The following is an 18255-nucleotide window of genomic DNA, read 5'->3' as shown; positions in this document are numbered from 1 at the left end:
CCTTCTCGTGGGTGAGGTTGCGCAGGTCGGTCTCGGCGTACTCGAACTCGGGTGACCAGAACAGCGCGTCGAACGGGCAGGCCTCGATACAGATGCCGCAGTACATGCAGAGCGAGAAGTCGATCGCGAACCGGTCCAGCACGTTCCGGCTGCGCTCGCGGGCCTGCTCACCGACCGACGGCGCGGTCTCGGTGTGCGAGTCGATGTAGATGCACCAGCTCGGGCACTCCCGCGCGCACAGCATGCAGGAGGTGCAGTTCTCCTCCATCAGCGCGATCACGCCCCGCGTCCGCGGCGGCAGCTCGGGCTGGACGTCCGGATACTGCTCGGTGACGGAACGGCGGGCGAGCGTCTTCGCCGTCACCTTGAGGCCGTCGATCAGTCCCTTACCTGGTACAGCCACGCCTCCTCCTCCGTCATCGCTATCTGAAACATGACACTAGTGGGTCAACAGCCCCGATGCGGCGATCAGGGCTGTTGACCCTCTGTTCAGCTGGCCAGTTTCGTCACCTGGGGACCGTCGACGGCCCAGTACCAGTCGTTGTCGCCATTGGTCAGAGTCCACGAGACCGTCATCCGGCTCGCGCCCGACGGCACGGCCACCTCGAGCCGCTCGGACTTCGCGATCACGTCACCGCCGTACGTCAGCACCGTCTGGGCGGCACCGCCGTCGAACGAGACCAGGACCGAGGCCTTCTCGTTGCCGCTCTTCAGGTAGTGCGAGCTGATCACGGCCTTGCCCGCACCCTGGACGTCGTACGCCGGTGAGGTCAATTTGCTGTTGAAGAAGCCGGTTCGGGTCTTGTCGGACCACTCGTCGGAGTCGGCGACAGCGAAGACCCCGCGCGCCCGGACGTTGCTCTCGCGCTGTTGACCGGCATGCGTTCGGGTCCAGAAGTCGTCCGTGGTGAAGGACCAGCCACGCCATTCGCGCATGCCGCCCGTGCCCATCGCGGAGTTGTCGATACCCCAACCGGCCGGCGTCGTCTGGGACCAGCCGAGCACGTCCGCCGGGATGCCGGTCTCGTCAACGCGCGGCTGAAGCGTAACGGCGTCGAACGGATCGCTGGACGCCGTACCGATCGGCCGGCCATCCAGCTCAGCGGCCGTGATGCCGAACTTCGCGAGCACGGTCGGCGCGATGTCGACGTTCTTGACCGCTCCCCCGACGGCCTTCGCGCTGCTGATGACGTACGACGCGCGCTCGGCCGGCGTATTGCCGCCATGCCCGCCCGCGTCGGTATGGCCGTGGTCCGAGGTGACCAGGAACGTCCACTCCTCGTCGGCGTACGTCGGCCGCGCCTTGACCGCCGCGAGCAGTCCGCCGATGTGCCGGTCGGTCTGCTCGAGCGCCTTCCGGTAGCAGGCACCGGCCGCGCCACAGCTGTGCCCGGCGATATCGACATCACCGAAGTACACGAACGACGCGTCCGGGCCGGTGTCCTTGAGATAGGCGGCGGCCTCGGCACCGATCCGCGCGTCGGCCTGCGCCCAGCCGAGGGCGTCACCGTCGAGCGTGACCTTGCGCTGGACCTCGTCGGAGAAGATCGCCTGACCCGCGCTGTTCGTGGTCAACGGCGTCCAGTCCGCGATGGCGTACGTCGAGAGCGCGGGTTTGGCGCGTTCCAGCCGGGTGAGGAAGTCGGGATAGCGGGACAGGTCGGTCGACGTACCCCAGCTGTTGCTCTTCACCTTGTGCTTGTCCGGCCAGACCCCGGTCGCGTTCGTCGCCCAGCCGGGGCCGGACAGCGTCGGTGCGAATGGTTGGGCGTAGAGACTGGTCCGGGTTGCCTGGCCGGACGCGATCAGACCTTTCAGGGCAGGGGTGTCGAAGGCCTGGATCTTCGACAACATGGCGCCGTCGATGCCGATCACCACCACCTTCGGGGTCTTCGCGGCTGGGCTGGACCAGCTGGTTGGGACCGCGATGGTGGCGGCAGTCAGGGTGGCCAGGGCGAACAGGGCGGCGGATCTCTTCACGGCACTCCTCGGATCACGAGAGGCTCGGTGAATTGGTCCGGACCAACCTGTCAAAGGCCGGGCTTAAGGGTCAACGGCCTGGCGGTGAACTCTCAGCTGCAATCCCACTTCGGGCCGGGTCAAGACGGCGGCAAGGGAGAGGGAGGGCTAGAGGGCGACGATGATGCCGGTTAGGGCGAGTTGGAGGAGGGCGACGGGGACCAGGCCTTGCCAGGCGAGGCGTTGGAGTTGGTCGGCGCGGAGGCGGGGGTAGGCGACGCGGATCCAGATGACGAGGACCGAGACGGCTCCGACCTTGAGCAACGTCCACAACCAGCCGAGCGAGTCGGGCCCGGGACCGGCCCAGCCGCCGAGGAAGAGGACGGTGGTCAGACCGGCCAGCACCACGATGCCGGCGTACTCCGCGAGCAGGAACATCGCGAACCGCAATCCGGTGTACTCCGTGTAGGGCCCGAAGATCACCTCGGAATCCGCCACCGGCATATCGAACGGCGGCCGCTGCAACTCCGCCAAACCCGCCACGAAGAAGACGAACAACGCAGGCAGCTGCCACAACAACCACCACGGATTCCAGGCCTCCGCGATACCCGTGAGGCTCAGCGTCCCGGCGGCGACGGCCACGCTCGCGGCCGACAACACGAACGGCAGCTCGTAACTCATCAGCTGCGCCGCGACCCGGAGACCACCGAGCAGGCTGTACTTGTTGCCGCTGGCCCAGCCCGCCATCAGCGAACCGAGCACGCCGATGCTCATCACCGCGAGCACGAAGAACAGACCCGAATCGAGGTCGGCCGCGACGATGCCGGGCATCACCGGGATGGCGGCGAGGGCGGCCATGTACGGCAGGATCGCGACGACCGGCGCCCACTCGAAGACGTGCTTGTCGGCGGCGGCCGGGGTGACGCTCTCCTTCTGCACGAACTTCACGCCGTCCGCGACGAGCTGGGCCCAGCCGTGGAAACCGCCCGCGTACATCGGGCCGAGGCGTGACTGCATATGCGCCATCACCTTGTGTTCGGTCTGCCCGACCACCAGTGGCAACACCAGGAACGCGACGATCACGCCGACCACCCGCAGCAGGAACTCCAGCACGCCGATCAGCTCCATGCGGCAGAGCCTAACGGTTCCCGCTTGACCTCAACCTTTGTTGAGGCACGAGTGTTGGCGCGGAGGCGGACGACCGCCTCACGACGATCGACTGGAAGGTTCTTCGATGAACGGGAAACGCACCATCCTGGTAACCGGCGCCACCGGCAACGTCGGCCGGCACGTGGTCGACGGCCTGCTCGCGAACGGCGTACAGGTGCGAGCCCTGGTCCGCAATCCAAGCCTCGCGGGTCTGCCGCCCGGGGTCGAGCTGGTGCCGGGTGACCTGACCGATGCGGAATCTGTTTCGGCGGTGGTCGAGGGGACGGACGGCACCTTCCTCCTCTGGCCGTTCTATTCGCCAGACGGTGTGGAGAAGGTGGTCGAACGGCTCACGGGCCATGTCGTCTACCTGTCTGCCACTGCGGTAAAGGACGACCAGCCTGCCGAAGCCAATGGCGTCTGGGGCGCGATCGAGGAGCTGCTACGAAAGGCCGGTCTGGAGTGGACCTTCGTGCGCGCCGGCGGTTTCGCCACCAACACGCTCGAGTGGGCCGCACAGACCCTGCTCGGCGATGAGGTCCGGCTGCCGTACGCCGAAGCCGGCCGCTCGCTCATCCACGAGCGGGACATCGCCGCGGTCGCGGTTCGCGCTCTGCTGGACCGGCGGGTCGGCGAGAAGTTCGAGCTCACCGGGCCGGAGACGCTGACCCAGCGCGAGCAGATCCGGATCATCGGCGAGGTCATCGACCGTCCGCTGCAGGTGGTGGACGTCGCTCCCGAGGACGCGCGCGCCGAGCTGGTGGAAAAGCTGGGCGAGGTATTCGCCGACGCCGCGATGCCGTACTGGGCGTCCTTGGTCGACTCCCCCGAGCCCGCGCTCATCACAGTCGCGGACGTCCTCGGCCGCCCCGCCCTCACCTACCGCGAGTGGGCGCAGGAGCACGCCGAGGCCTTCCGCCCGCTGACGACAACGCAGGCGGCCGACCGGTAGGCATCCAGGTCGGACTGCACACGAAATGCCGATTTTGTGGACATCCCTCCCGCTTGTCGTGTCCGACCGTCGCGGGACCATCCATAGGGCGCCCACAACGAGGCACCTCGCGGGAGGGTTGTCCACAAATTGCGTATGCGGTGTGCAGGGCGGTCGGCCGCCTAGTCACTCTTACGAGTCGCCCTCGGTTGGCGGGGTCTCAGGGGGCGGGGGCGCTTCGGTGGTTTTGGCGGTACGGCGTTCGCCGGGTGCGCGTCGTTCGCCGGCCGTGCGGCGCGGGCGTGCGGGGGCGGCGGATGCCTGGGCTGCGGCCAGCGGGTCCGGGTCGGGGGAACCGGGTGGGCGAGGGCCCCAGTTTTCCGGGTCCGGGACACCGGGTGGCAGGGTTCGGCGGCGGCTTGGGGCGCCGGCTTTCTTTGCCGCTCGCGCGGGAGGTGCCGCATCAGTCGACGGCGTACCAGCCTCTGCAGCTGGGGCGGCCGGGGTCGGCGTGCCGGCTTCGGCGGCAGGGGCAGGTGCGGGAGGTGCCTCGGCGCGAGGGGCGGCTGCGGCGGGAGCGGGTGGGGTGGCGTGGTCGGATTCGCCGGGTTCTTTGGCGCCGGGCCAGGGTTTGGCTACGCGCGAGGCGAGGATGAACTCCTTGCGGAGGGGGTTGCCTTCGAAGCCGTCGGGTAGCAGCAGCGGGATGAGGTTCGGGTGGCCCTCGAAGTCGATGCCGAACATCTCGAACGTCTCGCGCTCATGCCAGTCCGCTCCCGCGTAGACCCCGGTGAGGGAGGCGAGGCGGGGCGTCGTACGGGGGATGAGGGTTCGGAGCAGCACGTGCTCGACGTGGAGGCCGCCCCAGAAGTCCGCGAGATGGGTGACGATGCGGAAGCCGTCGGCCAGCTCGTCCGAGGCGGTGAGGAAGTCGAAGAAGGTCAGCCCGACCTCGTCGCGGAGCAGCTCGTGCGCCCGGACCCACGACTCGACCGGCACATCCAGCGCTCCGGGGCCGAAGCTCTCCGCGGGGCTGGCCGTAATACCCGCTTCCGCGAGGACGGAGGTCGCCTGGGCGACGGCGTCGGCGGTCACTTCGGCAGCACCAGACCGCGGGTCAGCGCCTGGGGCGACGGCTCGTAGCGATCTTCGAGGTTCTGCCCGGCGATCTTCTCCTGCAGCTTGAGAATGCCCTGCAACAACGCCTCCGGGCGCGGCGGGCAGCCGGGCACGTAGACGTCCACCGGGATGATCTGGTCGACGCCCTTGGTCACGCAGTACGAATCCCAGTACGGACCGCCCGAGTTCGAGCAGGAGCCGAAGGAGATCACGTACTTCGGCTCGGGCATCTGGTCGTACAGCCGCTTGATCGCGGGCGCCATCTTGTCGGTCACCGTGCCGGAGACGACCATCAGATCGGCCTGCCGCGGACCGGGCGCGAACGGGATCACGCCGAGCCGGATGAAGTCGTGCCGGCCCATCGACGCCGCGATGAACTCGATCGCGCAACAGGCCAGGCCGAAGTTGAAGACCCACAACGAGTACTTGCGGCCCCAGTTCAGCAGGTAGCGGACCGGCGTCGGCGCGAGCCGGGCCAGTGCTCCGACCTGCGGCGGCCCAACGGTGGGCGTCGGCAGGTGGACCGCGCTGTCTGATGTCGGCACGACCAAAGCCTACCCGCGCCCACGCCCGCCCCACGGCTCAGCCCGAAACACCCGTGGGTCCGGCATCGGACAGGCCTGAAAGAGGCGGGTTAAGGCCACCCGCACCACCTTGACTTAGTGACGAGTGCGAACTTAGCGTGACTGAACAGGACTGAACAGGTTCATCCGGCCAGCCCACGGCAGGCCTGTTCCCGCGTCCTGTTCCAAGAGGAGACAAGCATGGTCGAGCAGCTGGTCCCGGAAACCACCGGGGCGCTGTCGGTTGAAACCAACGGTCTGAACGTCATCGACGATGCCGAGCGCAAGGGCCGCCCGCGAGATCTGTTCTGGCCGTGGTTCGGCGCGAACGTCTCCGTGCTCGGTCTCAGCTATGGCGCCTTCACCCTCGGCTTCGGGATCTCTTTCTGGCAGGCGGTTTTCGCCGGCCTGATCGGCGTGGTCTTCTCGTTCCTGCTCTGCGGCCTGGTCGCCCTCGCCGGTAAGCGCGGTTCGGCGCCGACGATGGTGCTCAGCCGGGCGGCGTTCGGTGTCCGCGGCAACAAACTGCCGTCGTTCATCTCCTGGGTGCTGACCGTCGGCTGGGAGACCGTGCTGACCATTCTCGCGACGTTGGCGACGGCAACGATCTTCGAGCGGCTCGGCTGGGGCGGTGGCGATGCCACCAAGCTGATCGCGCTGATCGTCGTCGGTGCGCTGGTCGTCCTCAGTGGTGTGCTCGGGTTCGACCTGATCATGCGACTGCAGACCATCATCACGGTGGTCACCGCCGTGCTCACCGTCGTGTACGTCGCGCTGGTGGCCGACACCATCAACTGGGACACCGTCTCGTCGATGCCGGCCGGTTCCACCCAGGCGGTGATCGGCGCGCTGATCTTCCTGATGACCGGTTTCGGTCTCGGCTGGGTCAACGCCGCCGCGGACTACTCGCGTTACCTGCCGCGCTCCTCGTCGTCCAAGGGCGTGGTCGGGTGGACGACGTTCGGTGCGGCCATCGCGCCGATCGTGCTGCTCTTCTTCGGTCTGCTGCTGGCCGGTTCGTCGGCGGACCTCAGCACAGCCATCGCTGCTGACCCGATCGGCGCACTCGCCGCGCTGCTGCCGACCTGGTTCCTGGTGCCGTTCGCGCTCGTCGCGATCCTCGGTCTCGTCGGTGGCGCTGTGCTGGACATCTACTCGTCCGGCCTCTCGCTGTTGTCGCTCGGCCTGAAGGCACCGCGCTGGGTGGCCGCGCTGATCGACGGCACCCTGATGATCATCGGCACCGTCTACATCGTCTTCTTCACGACGGACTTCATCTGGCAGTTCCAGGGCTTCCTGATCACGCTCGGCGTCCCGATCGCCTGCTGGTGCGGCATCATGCTCGCCGATATCGCCTCTCGCCGCGGCGACTACTCCGACACGGATCTCTACGACCCCCGAGGCCGGTACGGCGACATCAACTGGCTGCCGGTGCTCACCGTGGTCGGCGCCACCGCCATCGGCTGGGGCTTCGTGACCAACGCCGCGGCGCCCTGGCTCACCTGGCAGGGCTACTTCCTGGGCGTCATCGGCGGCAAGGAGGGCGCCTGGGCGTTCGCCAACATCGGCGTACTGCTCGCATTGGTCGCCGGTTTCCTCATCCAGTACTTCGCCGGCCGTAGCCGGGTCCGAGCACAGGAGAGTGTCAGCGCATGACCGAACAACAGGCACCGCTACTAGCGGTCATCGACATGCAGAGGATCTTCGCCGAGTCGGAGAGCCGTTGGGCCGTCCCAGGCTTCGACGACATCGTCGGTCCGATCCAGGAGCTTGTGACGTCTATGGCGCCTCGGGTGATCTTCACCCGGTTCATCGCGCCAGACCAGCCGCATGGTGCCTGGGAGAAGTACTACGAGGCTTGGCCGTTCGCACTTCAGCCACCCGACTCGTACGCGTACCAACTGGTTGACGGCTTAGGCGAAGGCCAACCGACTATCGACGCCACTACCTTCAGCAAGTGGGGATACGAACTTGCAGAGCAGGTAGGCGCTGGTAATCGTCTAGTCCTCGCAGGCGTCTCCACCGACTGCTGCGTGCTCTCGACGGCCCTAGCGGCAGTCGACGCCGGTGTACACGTGCAGGTCGTCGCGGACGCCTGTGCGGGTGTAGACGAGCGCAGCCACCGCAAGGCCCTCGACGTGATGAACCTGTACGCGCCGCTGCTCGAGGTGGTGACCGTCGCGGGCGTGCTGGAGCGCGACGGACTGGAGGTACAACACCAGTGATCCGTGGGGTCAGCCTCAAGCACGAGCGGATCGCCGCGATCCTGGCCAAGGAGATTCGCTCCGGCCAGGTCCGCAGTGGCGCGCAGTTGCCCGGTGAGGTGGAGCTGGCGCGACGGTTCGCCGTCAGCCGCAACACCGTCCGGGCCGCGCTGGCCGATCTGAACGAGGCCGGCCTGATCACCACCCGGACCGGTAAGGGGTCGTTCGTCCTGTTCGACGGGCGGCCCCTCGACGACCGGCTCGGTTGGGCGCACGCACTGGCGCAGCACGGCGTGAACACCCACGTGCGGGTACTGCGGCTGGCCCTGGAGAAGGACTTCGAGCTGTCCGAGCGGCTCCGGCTGGACTCCCCCGACGTGATCGTGATCGAGCGGGTCCGCGCGATCGTCGACGGTGCCGCGATCTCGATCGAGCGCAGCTGCATCCCCGCGGTAGACGGCCTGCGGGACGTGCCCGAACGAGGGCTCGACGACGACTCCATCACCGCCACCCTGAACAAGGTCGGCATCCACCTGCACCACGGTGAGCAACGCCTCCGCGGCCGGGCCATCGATGAGGGCGAGGCGGATCTCCTCGGCCGCGAGCCGGGCGAGTGGTTCCTGCACACCCGCCGGGTCAGCTGGACCGCCGACGAGCGCTTCGCCGAACAAGTGGACAGCCTGCTCGATCCGAACCACTTCGAGCTCTCCTTGAACTACAGCGAGGGCGAGTGAGCACCGATCGGGCCGCGGGAGCCCTGTACGGCCTGGCGATCGGCGACGCCCTCGGGATGCCGACCCAGTCGTTGCCGAGGGCCCTCATCGTCGAGCGGTACGGCGAGGTGCTGGACGGCTTCCACCCTGCACCCCCGGACCAGCCCCTGGCCGCCGGCCTGCCCGCGGGCGCGATCACCGATGACACCGAACAGGCCGTACTTCTGGCCGAACTGCTGGTGGCATCCGGCGGCCGGATCGACGGAACGGAGCTGGCCCAGCGCTTGCTCGCCTGGGAGAACTCGATGCGCGAGCGCGGTTCGCTCGACCTGCTCGGGCCGTCGACCAAACGCGCCATCACCGAACTGCTCGCCGGTACGGACATCACTGAGACCGGCCGATTCGGTACGACGAACGGCGCCGCGATGCGGATCGCGCCGGTCGGCATCGCGACGTCGTACGCCGATCTGCCGCGGTTGGTCGATCGCGTCGTCGAGGCGAGCGCCGCCACCCACAACACCGGTCTTGCCCTGGCCGGCGCCTCGGCGGTCGCGGCCGCAGTGAGCGCGGGCGTCGAAGGCGCGACCGTGCCCGAGGCCATCGCGGCCGGGATCGAGGCCGCCCGCCTCGGCGCCGAACGCGGCCGCTGGGTCGCCGGCGCGGACGTCGCCACCCGCATCGCCTGGGCCACCTCCGCTTTCGCCGCAACCTCTGACCTAACGAGCTCAGCCGGCGCAACGGCCTCTGACCAAACGGGCGGCCTTCCCCTGGGCCGCCCTTCCCCGGAGGGTGTCTCCCTGAACACCACTCCGGCGGACGGCGTCTCCCTGGACGCGCGTCCCTCGACCGGCACGGCACCTGGGCGCCCTCCCTGCCCAGGTGCCGTGTCGGCCTTCGTGTACGACCTGGTCGGCACCAGTCTCGCCACCCAGGAATCCGTGCCCGCGGCCTTCGCGATCCTCGCCGCCTATCCCGACGACCCCTGGCTGGTCTGCCGTTTGGCCGCGTCGGTCGGCGGCGACTGCGACACCATCGGCGCGATGGCCGGCGCGATCAGCGGCGCCTGCCACGGCGCCGAGGCCTTCCCGTCCGAGGCCCGCAAGACCGTTGCCGAGGTCAACAACCTGCGGCTTGACGACCTCGCCCGCGAGCTCCTGGCCCTGAGGTACTCGTGAAGCTGCTGCACCTCGGCAACGTGGTGATCGACCTCGTGCTGACCGTCGACGACCTGCCCGGCCGCGGTGGTGACGTGATCGCGAGCAGTACGGCGACCACGCCCGGCGGCGGGTTCAACGTGATGGCCGCGGCGGTCCGACTCGGCCTGCCGGTCGGGTATGGCGGCGCCCACGGCACGGGCCCCTTCGGCGACCTCGCCCGCACAGCCTTGGCCGAGGCTGGGATCGATGTGCTCCAGCCGATCAGCCCGGGCCTCGACACCGGATTCGTCGTCACCCTGGTCGAGGACGACGGCGAACGCACCTTCATCACCAGCCGTGGAGCCGAATCGACCCTCACGACGGCAGACCTAGACCGGGTGAAACCAGGCCCGGGCGAACTCGTCTACCTCTCGGGCTACGGACTGATGCACCCGTCCAACCGGGCCGCGCTCGTCCCCTGGCTCGGGCGGATCCCCGACGACGTCCAGGTGTACGTCGACCCCGGGCCGCTCGGCCACCAGGTCCCCCCGGACGACCTGGCCGTCGTACTGGCTCGTGCGGACTGGTGGAGCTGCAACGAGCGCGAGGCGTTCGACCTCACCGGGTTGGCCTCTGCCCATGAAGCGGCTCGCGCCCTCCTCGAACGCACCGGTCGCCAGGGTGTCGTCGTACGACTTGGTCCGCGCGGATGCCTCCTCGCCGTACGGGATGCCGAGCCCGAGCTCGTCCCCGGTTTCAAGGTCGAGGCGGTCGACCTCAACGGCGCGGGCGACGCCCACGCAGGCGCCTTCCTCGCCTCCCTCGCCGCCGGTCTCGCCCCCACCACCGCGGCCACCCGAGCCAACGCCGCCGCGGCCTTCGCCGTAACCCGCCGAGGCCCCGCCACCGCCCCCACCAGCACCGAACTGAACGCCTTCCTCACCACGTAAGGCTCGCCCGCCGAGCGCATGTTCTTTGCGTTCATTCGTCGCAATCCGCCCTCCAGCTCAGCGGGCCCGCACCGGCAGACGGTGGGCAGAGGGCGGATTGCGACGAATGAACGCAAAGAACGGTCTAAGGGTGGGCGTGCTGGTGGAATAGGGAGTTGTGCGGATGTGGGGGTGTACCTCAGGGGCGCAGAGTCGGGGCATCGACGACGAGCTTTCGGAGGATGCCATGTACGTCCACATCGACTTTGTACGAAGCGAGATCGCCTACCGGCAGGAACGTATTGCGCGCGATTTCCGCCGCGGTGGCTGGTTCACCCGCGAGCGCATTCCCAAGGCCGACGCACCGAGCACGCCGGCGCTGTCGGTAGTCAAGGCCGAGTCAGGTCCAGGTCGCGGTGTCGGGGTCGACTCCTCGCGAACGGGCGTTCGCGTTGATGATGCCGCGTAGCCAGGAGTTGAGGCCGGGTTCGATGGCGTTGTAGTAGGCCGCGTACCCGGGGTCGTTGACGTACGTCCGTCCCAGGCACACGTGCATCGAATGACTGCAGTCGAAGTACATGCCGATCGAGGCCCGGTGCCGCTCGGCGAGCGCGTTGCCCTCGGCGCTGCCCGGAGTGACGCCCGCGCGTTTTGCCGCAGCCAAGTCAGCGGTGAGGACCGAGGTGTTTTCCGCGATCTGCTGCCAGTCCTCGGCCGTCCTATGCGCCGAGCGCTCGGCGTACTGAGCCCACTGAGGCGTGTCACCCCAACGATCGTGAGCCTCGGCCACCCACGACGGCTGCCAGTCCGTGCCAAAGATCGCGACTTGCTCCTCAGCCGAGAGCAGGATCCCGGCGCTGGTGGCCTCGATCATGGGGTCGACGGCGTTGAGCATCCCTTGCAGGCGGGAGATGCGTTCGGCCAGTTGCTCGCGCTGTTGCCGCAGTGGCGCGGTCGCGTCGGGCGCCTCGGCGTCGAGCAGGTCACCGATGCCGTCCAGGGGCATGCCGAGTTCGCGGTAGATGAGGACTCTGTGGATGCGAGCGACATCGGCCGGCGAGTAGAGCCGGTAGCCGCTATGACTGCGCTCAGACGGACGGACGAGGCCGATCGCATCCCAGTGATGGAGCGTACGAACGGTCACGCCGACGAGCGCCGCCGTGGACCCGACAGTCATGCCATCGGGTGCCAGGGCGTCGTCGGACATGCCGTCCAGTCTGACAGGCCAGAGCCTCATGCCTCCGGGGCTTTGATGCCGACGGATTCGAGGTAGCGGGCGCTCTCAGCGTCTTGAGGGCGGGCGGCGGTCAGGATGACCCGGGCGTTCTCCGGGGTGACGATTTCCAAGTCCATCGTGTTCCACGGGGTCTGCCGTGGACCGGTGGTGCAGCCGGGCAGCAGCTCGGTGCAGGCGGCCGCGATCTCGTCGACCTGGCTCAGTACGCACGCAAAGCTCACCGTCATCGCCGGAACCTCGGCGGATCGGCCCGTCGGCACCAGAAGTACGTCCTGGAACGCCCAACGCCGAAGGTGGGTGACCCGCCCGGGGATCGTGAACAGGTCGATGAAGCCCAGCCCGCGAATCCAGAAGTCGGCGGACGCGGCCAGGTCGGACGTCGGCACGGTGACGAACATGGGCATGCCGTAGATGCCCTGATAGACCTCGGGCGGTACGGCGTCGAGTGCGGGCGGCGGAACGGGACTGATTTCGAACGCGGAGTAGTGATCTGCCATGCCCCCAACGGTGGAGCCTCACGCGACGTAAGAGTCAAGTCGGCGCGGGTATAGGGAGGGCTGATGGGCTGGATAGGGAGTTGTACTGATGTGCGGCTGATCCTCAGAACAGGAGATTAGGGGCATCGACAAGGAGTCGAGGCAACAATCGCCAGGAGGCGCACGATGTTCCCCACCACCCAGGTAGCCCAGGCCGAGATCTCCTACCGTCAGGAGCAGCTCGCCCGCTCTTACCGCCGTACGGCCAAGCACGCCGAGCCGCTCCATCGCCGGTTCCTACACCTGCGGGCCCGTCACAGCGCATGATCCCGGGCCCACGCCCACCACCCATCCACCCAACGCGACCGCCGGCCCACCAGCCGCGGTCGCGTTTCGCTTTTCCCGCCTGCTAGGGCGGCGGGTGTGCCGGGATAGGGAGGGTCTAGGGCGGTGGATAGGGAGTTGTTCCGATGTGGCGGAGGGCCTCAGACGAGCACTGTAGGGACATCGACAAGGAGTCGAGCAACACCAGCCAGGAGGCACACCAAATGATGTACACCACCACCCAGGCCGCTCGTGCGGAGATGGCCTACCGACAAGAGCGGATCACGCGGGAGTTCGCCCAGGCCGCAGCCTGGCGGCAGCGCCGTACCGAGGCCAAGGAGGCCCGGGCACAGCGGGCGGTCCAGGCCGCCGAGGCGCGGGTCGCCGAAGCAGCCCAGGCCGCGCACGCCACGGTCGACGTACCGGCTGCGACCGCCAAGGCGGCCAAGGTCGTGACGGCCCGGCCGCGGCACGCCCGGCACGGATTCCGACACACGCACGCCGCATGATCTCGCTGGACACCGCCCTCGATCGCTCGGACCCCCGCAAAGTGGGGACGACGACCGGGGGCGGTTCGGCGTCCGGACCAAAGCACCCCGGACCAAAGCACCCCGGACCAGCGCGCTCCGGACCAGCGCAAGACGTGACCAAGGTGGGCTGCCGTCGACTGGTGTCGGCGCCAGGGGCGAAGATGGACGACGTGCCCTGGACTTCGACACCTCTCGTCGGCCGCTCGACCGAGATGGCCACCCTGCTCACCGCCGTGGACGACGCACGTACCGGCCGGGCCGGCGCGCTGCTGCTCGCCGGTGACGCGGGTGTCGGCAAGACCCGCCTGCTGGACGAGGTGGCAACCGGTGCGCAGGAGCGAGGCTTCGGCGTACTCGTCGGCCATTGCACCAACTTCGGCGATGCCGAGCTGCCGTACCTGCCCTTCACCGAGATCTTCGGCCGGCTCGCGCAGGACCAGCCGGCGCTGGTCGAAGGTCTGCTCGCCGACTACCCGGCGATCGGGCGGTTGCTGCCGACGCACCGGCTGATCGGTGCCCCGGCCACCCCGCAGGACGCGCCGATCGATCGCGCGGCCCTGTTCGACGCGGTGCTCGGGGCGTTGACCGCGATCGCCGCCGCCGAACCGCTGCTGCTGGTGATCGAGGACGCGCACTGGGCCGACGACTCGACCCGCGACCTGATCGGATTCCTCTTCACCCGGCTCAGCTCGCAACGGATCGCCCTGCTGGTGTCGTACCGCAGTGACGACCTGCACCGGCGCCACCCGCTGCGCCGGGTCATCGGCGAGTGGTCCCGAATCCCCCGCGTCCACCGGCTGAACCTGCTGCCCCTCGACGCCGACGAGTCGCGCGCGTTGTTGTCCGCCCTGCTCACCGAGCCGTTGGCCGAGCGCGAGGTGCAGCGCATTCTCGACCGCGCGGGCGGCAACGCCTTCTTCACCGAGGAGCTGGTCGCCGCTTCGAGTCTGGGCGACCCCTGCGTCGTACCGCCCGAGCTGGCCGACCTGCTGCTGGTCCGCCTCGACGCGGTCTCCGAGGACGCTCGCCAGGTCGCGCGCGTCATCACCGTGGCCGGTCGCCGGGTGCCGCATACCCTGCTCAGCGCCGTCGCGGGAGTGCCCGAGCGCGAGCTGGAGACGGCCCTGCGCGAGCTGATCGACGCGCACGTGATCGAGCACCCGGGCGAATCCGGCTACTACTTCCGGCACGCCTTGCTGGCCGAGGCGGTGTACGACGATCTGCTGCCGGGCGAGCGCGTTCGCCTGCACGCGTCGTACGCGACGGCCCTGGAAGAGCAGACCGTGGCCGGTACGGCGGCGGAGCTCGCGCGGCACGCCACCCGATCGCATGATCTGGGTACGGCGTTCGAGGCGCGCGTCCGGGCCGGGGACGAGGCGATGTCGGTGGCCGCGCCGCAGGAGGCGATGAAGCATTACGAGATGGCGCTCGAGTTGTTGCCCAACGCAACGGCCGAGTCGACCGTCGACAAGATCTGGCTGATCTGCGCCGCCGCGAAGGCGGCCGCCTTGTCCGGGCAGCAGCCGCGCGCGCTGAAGCTGATGCGCAAGTCGCTGGCCGATCTGCCCACGGACGCGCCGGACCGGAGCCGGGCCCAGCTGCTCGTCACCTTCGGGACGGTCGCGCTGGAGATCGACCAGGACAACGAAGCGCACGAGGCCAGTACGCTCGCGATCCGGTTGACCAGCTCGGAGACGGACCGGCTCCGGGCCGAAGTGCTCGCGCTGCACGCCCGAACGACCTGGGCGATCGGCCGCGATATGGAGGCCGAACGCTGGGCGAACGAGGCCCTCGAGGTCGCCGCCCAGGCCGGTTACCAGGACGCCGCGAGCGATGCCGCGATCACGCTGGCCCATTTGCGCAGGCGGTCGGGCGATCCGGAGACGGCCATGCGTCAGCTCGAGGAGGCCGCCGTACAGGCTCGTCTCGCGGGTGACGCCGCGGCCGAGGTGCGCAGTCGATTCCTGCTCGGCGCCATCCGGTACGACCTTGGCGATCTGCTCAACGCACTGACGGCCTTCACCGCGGCGTACCAACGCGCGACCGAGCTCGGCCGGCACTGGGCCGTGTACGGGTTCGACGCCCGGCGGATGCTTGCCTTGACCCAGTTCACGTTGGGCCACTGGGATGCCGCTACCGCCACCGTCGCGGCGGTGGATTCGGCGCCGACCGTTGCCGAGGCGTCGCTCGTTTCGGTCAGCCTGGGCATTCGCGGTGGGCGGGGTGATACCGCCGTGGCGGCCGACCTGGAAGACCGCCGTAAGGCGTGGAGTCTGGACGTGATGGTGCCGATCGTTGGGATCGGGCCTGCCGTCGACGCGTACCTGCAGCTCGATCGGGCGGCTGACGCCGCGAAGATGCTCAAGGACACGACGGACCTCTGCGCCGAGGTCTTCCAGACGCCGTGGTTCATGGCCCGGGTCCGCTTCTGCAGCCTCGAGCTCCAGGTGCTCAGCCATCGCGTCGTCACCGAGACCGCGCGCGAGCAGTTGGTTGCCAAGGGCGCCGAGTTGGTCGAGCTGGGCCGGACGGTCGCGGAGAAGGGCCTGCCGCCGGGCCGGACGTTCGGGGTCGAGGGACAGGCCTGGCTGGCGCGGCTGGACGCGGAGTGGCATCGCCTCCGCTGGCTGGCGGGTATCGACGCGCCGACGGCGGAGCAGCTCGTCGCTTCATGGGAGCGGGCGGTCGAGGCCTTCGGCTATGGCTACGTCTTCGAGCAGGCCCGCTGCCGCGCCCACTTGTCCGAAGCGTTGCGGGCCGCGGGCCGGATCGCCGACGCCAACGAGCAGGTCGAGCTCGCGGCCGAGGTGGCTCGCCGGTTGGGGGCCAAGCCGCTGCTCGCGGAGCTGGGGAGTACGGACGCCAATACGGCTCTGACCGGGCGTGAGACCGAGGTGCTCGCGCTGCTGGCGGAGGGCCGGACCAACCGGCAGCTGGCGCGCGAGCTCTACATCAGCGAGAAGACGGTCAGCGTGCACGTCTCGAACATCCTCGCCAAGTTGGGCGTCCGCAGCCGGACCGAGGCGGCCGCCGTGGCCCGTCGTACCGGCCTGCTCTAAGCGCCTTCCACCACTCACCTACTTCTTAGTCACTTCTTACCGTACGAACATGTTCGTAACGAACATGTTCGTTATCGTGGATGGCATGAGCGAACCACGGAGCAGGCGAGAGCGGCCGGCCAAACCGGCCCTCTCGCGGGACGGGATCATCGCGACCGCCGTCGAACTGATGAATAGCGAAGGCCTGCAGCGGGTCACGATGCGACGGCTCGCGCAGGAGCTCGATACCGGGCCTGCCTCGCTGTATGTGTACGTCCGCAATACCGCCGAGTTGCATGCGGCCGTGCTCGACGAACTACTGATCCAGGTCGACCTCACCCCGGCCACGACCGCCGGCAAAGGCGCGGGCGATTGGGAGGACCGGGTGGTGCGAATCCTCACGTCGTACACGACGGTGTTGTTCAGCCACCCGGGGCTCGCACAGTCCGCCCTGGTGACCCGCCCATCCGGTCGGCGGTATCTCGCGCTGCTGGAGGCGCTGCTCGCGCTGCTGAGCGATGGCGGGGTCAAGCCGGCGCGGTCGGCGTGGCTGGTCGATCTGCTGCTGCTGTTCGGTACGGCGGCCGCGGCTGAGCAGGCGAGTCGCAGCCGGGCAGTCGATACGGCCGATCTGGATGACGCGCTGGCGGCAGCGATCAGTGGTGCGTCGCCCGCGACCTACCCGCAGGTGGCCGGGCTTGGTGCCGAGTTGCTTTCCGGGCCGGGGCCGGACCGGTTGGCCTGGGGATTCCGCGTGCTGCTCCGCGGCGTCACGCACACTCCGCGACCCGGGGAATCCACTTAGACAAACGACCGAACCAGGAGCTGGAGCCATGACCCACCACAACATCGCCATCATCGGAGCCGGCCTCGGCGGGCTGACCCTCGCCCGGGTTCTGCACACGCACGGGATCGAGGCCGCCGTATTCGAGCTCGACGCCTCACCGACGGCCCGGACGCAGGGCGGCATGCTCGATCTCCACGAGGAGACCGGCCAGGCCGCGCTCCGGGCCGCCGGTCTGTTCGAGGGATTCCGGGCACTCGTGCACGAAGGCGGGGACGCCATGCGCATCCTCGACAAATTCGCCACGGTGCAGCACGAGGACGAGAAGCACGACGGCACTCGTCCGGAGATCAGCCGCGGCGACCTGCGCGACCTGCTGCTCTCGAGCCTTCCGGACGGCATGATCCGCTGGGGCTCGAAGGTCGTCGCGGTCGAGCGGCGCAACGACCGGTTTGAGGTCGAGTTGGCCGACGGCAGCCGGTTCAGCGCGGATCTTCTGGTCGGAGCCGACGGCGCGTGGTCGAAGGTGCGCCCGCTGGTTTCCGCGGCCGAGCCGAGCTACTCCGGGCTGTCGTTCGTCGAGCTGAATCTGCTGGATGCCGCCAACCGCCATCCGGAGAGTCTGGCGCTGGCCGGCCACGGGATGATGTTCGCGCTCGGTGAGCAGAAGGGGTTCCTCTCCCACCTGGAGACCGACGGCAAGCTGCACGTGTACGTCGCTCTGCTGGCGCCGGCCGACTGGGCCGAGGGCGTCGAGACCAAGGCCGACGTACTAGCTCATTTCGAGGACTGGGACGAGAGCCTGCGCGCGCTCATCGCCGATGCCGACGGCCCGCTCGTGCTGCGTCCGATCCACGCCTTGCCGATCGGGCATCGCTGGGATCGGGTGCCGGGCGTGACGCTGCTCGGCGACGCGGCGCACCTGATGTCGCCGTTCGCCGGAGAGGGCGCGAATCTCGCCATGATCGACGGCGCCGAGCTCGCGGCCGCCATCGCCGCGAATCCGGGCGATCTCGATGCAGCGCTCACCACCTACGAACAGGCCCTGTTCCCCCGAAGTGAAGCCGCCGCGGCGCTGTCGGCCCTAGGCTTGGACCTCTGCTTCGCGCCAGACGCACCGACCGGCCTGGTCGAGATGATGGCCGGCTACCACGCGGCCTGAA

17 protein-coding genes and 1 pseudogene are annotated in these 18255 nt (G+C 68.8%); 11 read left to right on the top strand and 7 right to left on the bottom strand.

Annotated elements, in window-relative coordinates; all coding sequences use genetic code 11:
• Positions 1–52 precede the first annotated feature (52 nt).
• The 3 genes and pseudogenes from OG394_RS31490 to OG394_RS31480 form a co-directional block, all read right to left on the bottom strand.
• A pseudogene (locus tag OG394_RS31490) lies at positions 53–268 on the bottom strand (4Fe-4S binding protein); the annotation flags it as partial.
• Between the two features lie 221 nt (positions 269–489).
• Positions 490–1980, bottom strand: a complete 1491-nt coding sequence (locus OG394_RS31485) for an alkaline phosphatase family protein (RefSeq protein ID WP_328990802.1) — start codon at positions 1978–1980, stop codon at positions 490–492.
• 147 nt (positions 1981–2127) lie between these two features.
• Positions 2128–3087 carry a complex I subunit 1/NuoH family protein gene (locus OG394_RS31480; RefSeq protein WP_328990801.1) on the bottom strand — a complete coding sequence of 320 codons (960 nt, stop codon included), beginning with the start codon at positions 3085–3087 and terminating at the stop codon, positions 2128–2130.
• A 106-nt stretch (positions 3088–3193) separates the two neighbouring features.
• Between OG394_RS31480 and OG394_RS31475 the strand changes: the two genes are divergently transcribed.
• Complete coding sequence (locus OG394_RS31475) at positions 3194–4060, top strand: SDR family oxidoreductase (RefSeq protein ID WP_328990800.1); 867 nt, start codon at positions 3194–3196, stop codon at positions 4058–4060.
• A 171-nt stretch (positions 4061–4231) separates the two neighbouring features.
• Here the strand turns inward: OG394_RS31475 and OG394_RS31470 are convergent, their stop codons facing one another.
• Positions 4232–5134, bottom strand: a complete 903-nt coding sequence (locus OG394_RS31470; protein ID WP_328990799.1) for an NADH-quinone oxidoreductase subunit C — start codon at positions 5132–5134, stop codon at positions 4232–4234.
• Entirely contained in the window at positions 5131–5703 is a 573-nt protein-coding gene (locus OG394_RS31465) for an NADH-quinone oxidoreductase subunit B (RefSeq protein ID WP_328990798.1), read from the bottom strand. The genes OG394_RS31470 and OG394_RS31465 overlap by 4 nt, the downstream gene beginning before the upstream one ends.
• Positions 5704–5922: 219 nt before the next feature.
• Between OG394_RS31465 and OG394_RS31460 the strand changes: the two genes are divergently transcribed.
• Genes OG394_RS31460 through OG394_RS31440 form a run of 5 tightly spaced genes read left to right on the top strand, consistent with a single transcriptional unit; the run spans position 5923 to position 10724 of the window.
• Positions 5923–7377 carry a purine-cytosine permease family protein gene (locus tag OG394_RS31460; protein ID WP_328990797.1) on the top strand — a complete coding sequence of 485 codons (1455 nt, stop codon included), beginning with the start codon at positions 5923–5925 and terminating at the stop codon, positions 7375–7377.
• Complete coding sequence (locus OG394_RS31455) at positions 7374–7946, top strand: cysteine hydrolase family protein (protein ID WP_328990796.1); 573 nt, start codon at positions 7374–7376, stop codon at positions 7944–7946. The genes OG394_RS31460 and OG394_RS31455 overlap by 4 nt, the downstream gene beginning before the upstream one ends.
• Positions 7943–8659: a GntR family transcriptional regulator gene (locus OG394_RS31450; protein WP_328990795.1), complete on the top strand. Its 717-nt coding sequence runs from the start codon at positions 7943–7945 to the stop codon at positions 8657–8659. The genes OG394_RS31455 and OG394_RS31450 overlap by 4 nt, the downstream gene beginning before the upstream one ends.
• Positions 8656–9813, top strand: coding sequence for an ADP-ribosylglycohydrolase family protein (locus OG394_RS31445; protein ID WP_328990794.1), 1158 nt, complete (start codon positions 8656–8658; stop codon positions 9811–9813). Before OG394_RS31450 ends, OG394_RS31445 begins: the two co-directional genes overlap by 4 nt.
• The gene (locus OG394_RS31440) at positions 9810–10724 is read left to right on the top strand and encodes a PfkB family carbohydrate kinase (protein ID WP_328990793.1); all 915 of its coding nucleotides are present in this window, start codon (positions 9810–9812) and stop codon (positions 10722–10724) included. The genes OG394_RS31445 and OG394_RS31440 overlap by 4 nt, the downstream gene beginning before the upstream one ends.
• Positions 10725–11103: 379 nt before the next feature.
• On the opposite strand, the gene OG394_RS31435 is transcribed toward OG394_RS31440, so the two are convergent.
• On the bottom strand, positions 11104–11910 hold the full coding sequence (locus OG394_RS31435; RefSeq protein WP_328990792.1) for a MerR family transcriptional regulator: 807 nt from the start codon (positions 11908–11910) through the stop codon (positions 11104–11106).
• Between the two features lie 26 nt (positions 11911–11936).
• Positions 11937–12437, bottom strand: a complete 501-nt coding sequence (locus OG394_RS31430; protein WP_328990791.1) for a VOC family protein — start codon at positions 12435–12437, stop codon at positions 11937–11939.
• Positions 12438–12602: 165 nt separating this feature from the next.
• Between OG394_RS31430 and OG394_RS31425 the strand changes: the two genes are divergently transcribed.
• From OG394_RS31425 to OG394_RS31405, 5 genes are all read left to right on the top strand, one after another.
• Entirely contained in the window at positions 12603–12743 is a 141-nt protein-coding gene (locus OG394_RS31425) for a hypothetical protein (protein ID WP_328990790.1), read from the top strand.
• 221 nt (positions 12744–12964) lie between these two features.
• Positions 12965–13249 carry a hypothetical protein gene (locus tag OG394_RS31420; protein ID WP_328990789.1) on the top strand — a complete coding sequence of 95 codons (285 nt, stop codon included), beginning with the start codon at positions 12965–12967 and terminating at the stop codon, positions 13247–13249.
• Between the two features lie 182 nt (positions 13250–13431).
• Positions 13432–16329 carry an ATP-binding protein gene (locus OG394_RS31415; protein ID WP_328990788.1) on the top strand — a complete coding sequence of 966 codons (2898 nt, stop codon included), beginning with the start codon at positions 13432–13434 and terminating at the stop codon, positions 16327–16329.
• Positions 16330–16414: 85 nt separating this feature from the next.
• Complete coding sequence (locus OG394_RS31410) at positions 16415–17113, top strand: TetR/AcrR family transcriptional regulator (protein WP_328990787.1); 699 nt, start codon at positions 16415–16417, stop codon at positions 17111–17113.
• 28 nt (positions 17114–17141) lie between these two features.
• Positions 17142–18254 (top strand): FAD-dependent oxidoreductase, encoded by a 1113-nt coding sequence (locus tag OG394_RS31405; RefSeq protein WP_328990786.1) that lies wholly within the window; start codon positions 17142–17144, stop codon positions 18252–18254.
• The last annotated feature ends 1 nt before the right edge of the window (position 18255 follow it).

Source organism: Kribbella sp. NBC_01245, assembly GCF_036226525.1.
Classification (GTDB): Bacteria; Actinomycetota; Actinomycetes; order Propionibacteriales; family Kribbellaceae; genus Kribbella.
Note: the sequence above shows the minus strand (reverse complement) of the source record. Positions and strands in the feature narration are given on the sequence as shown.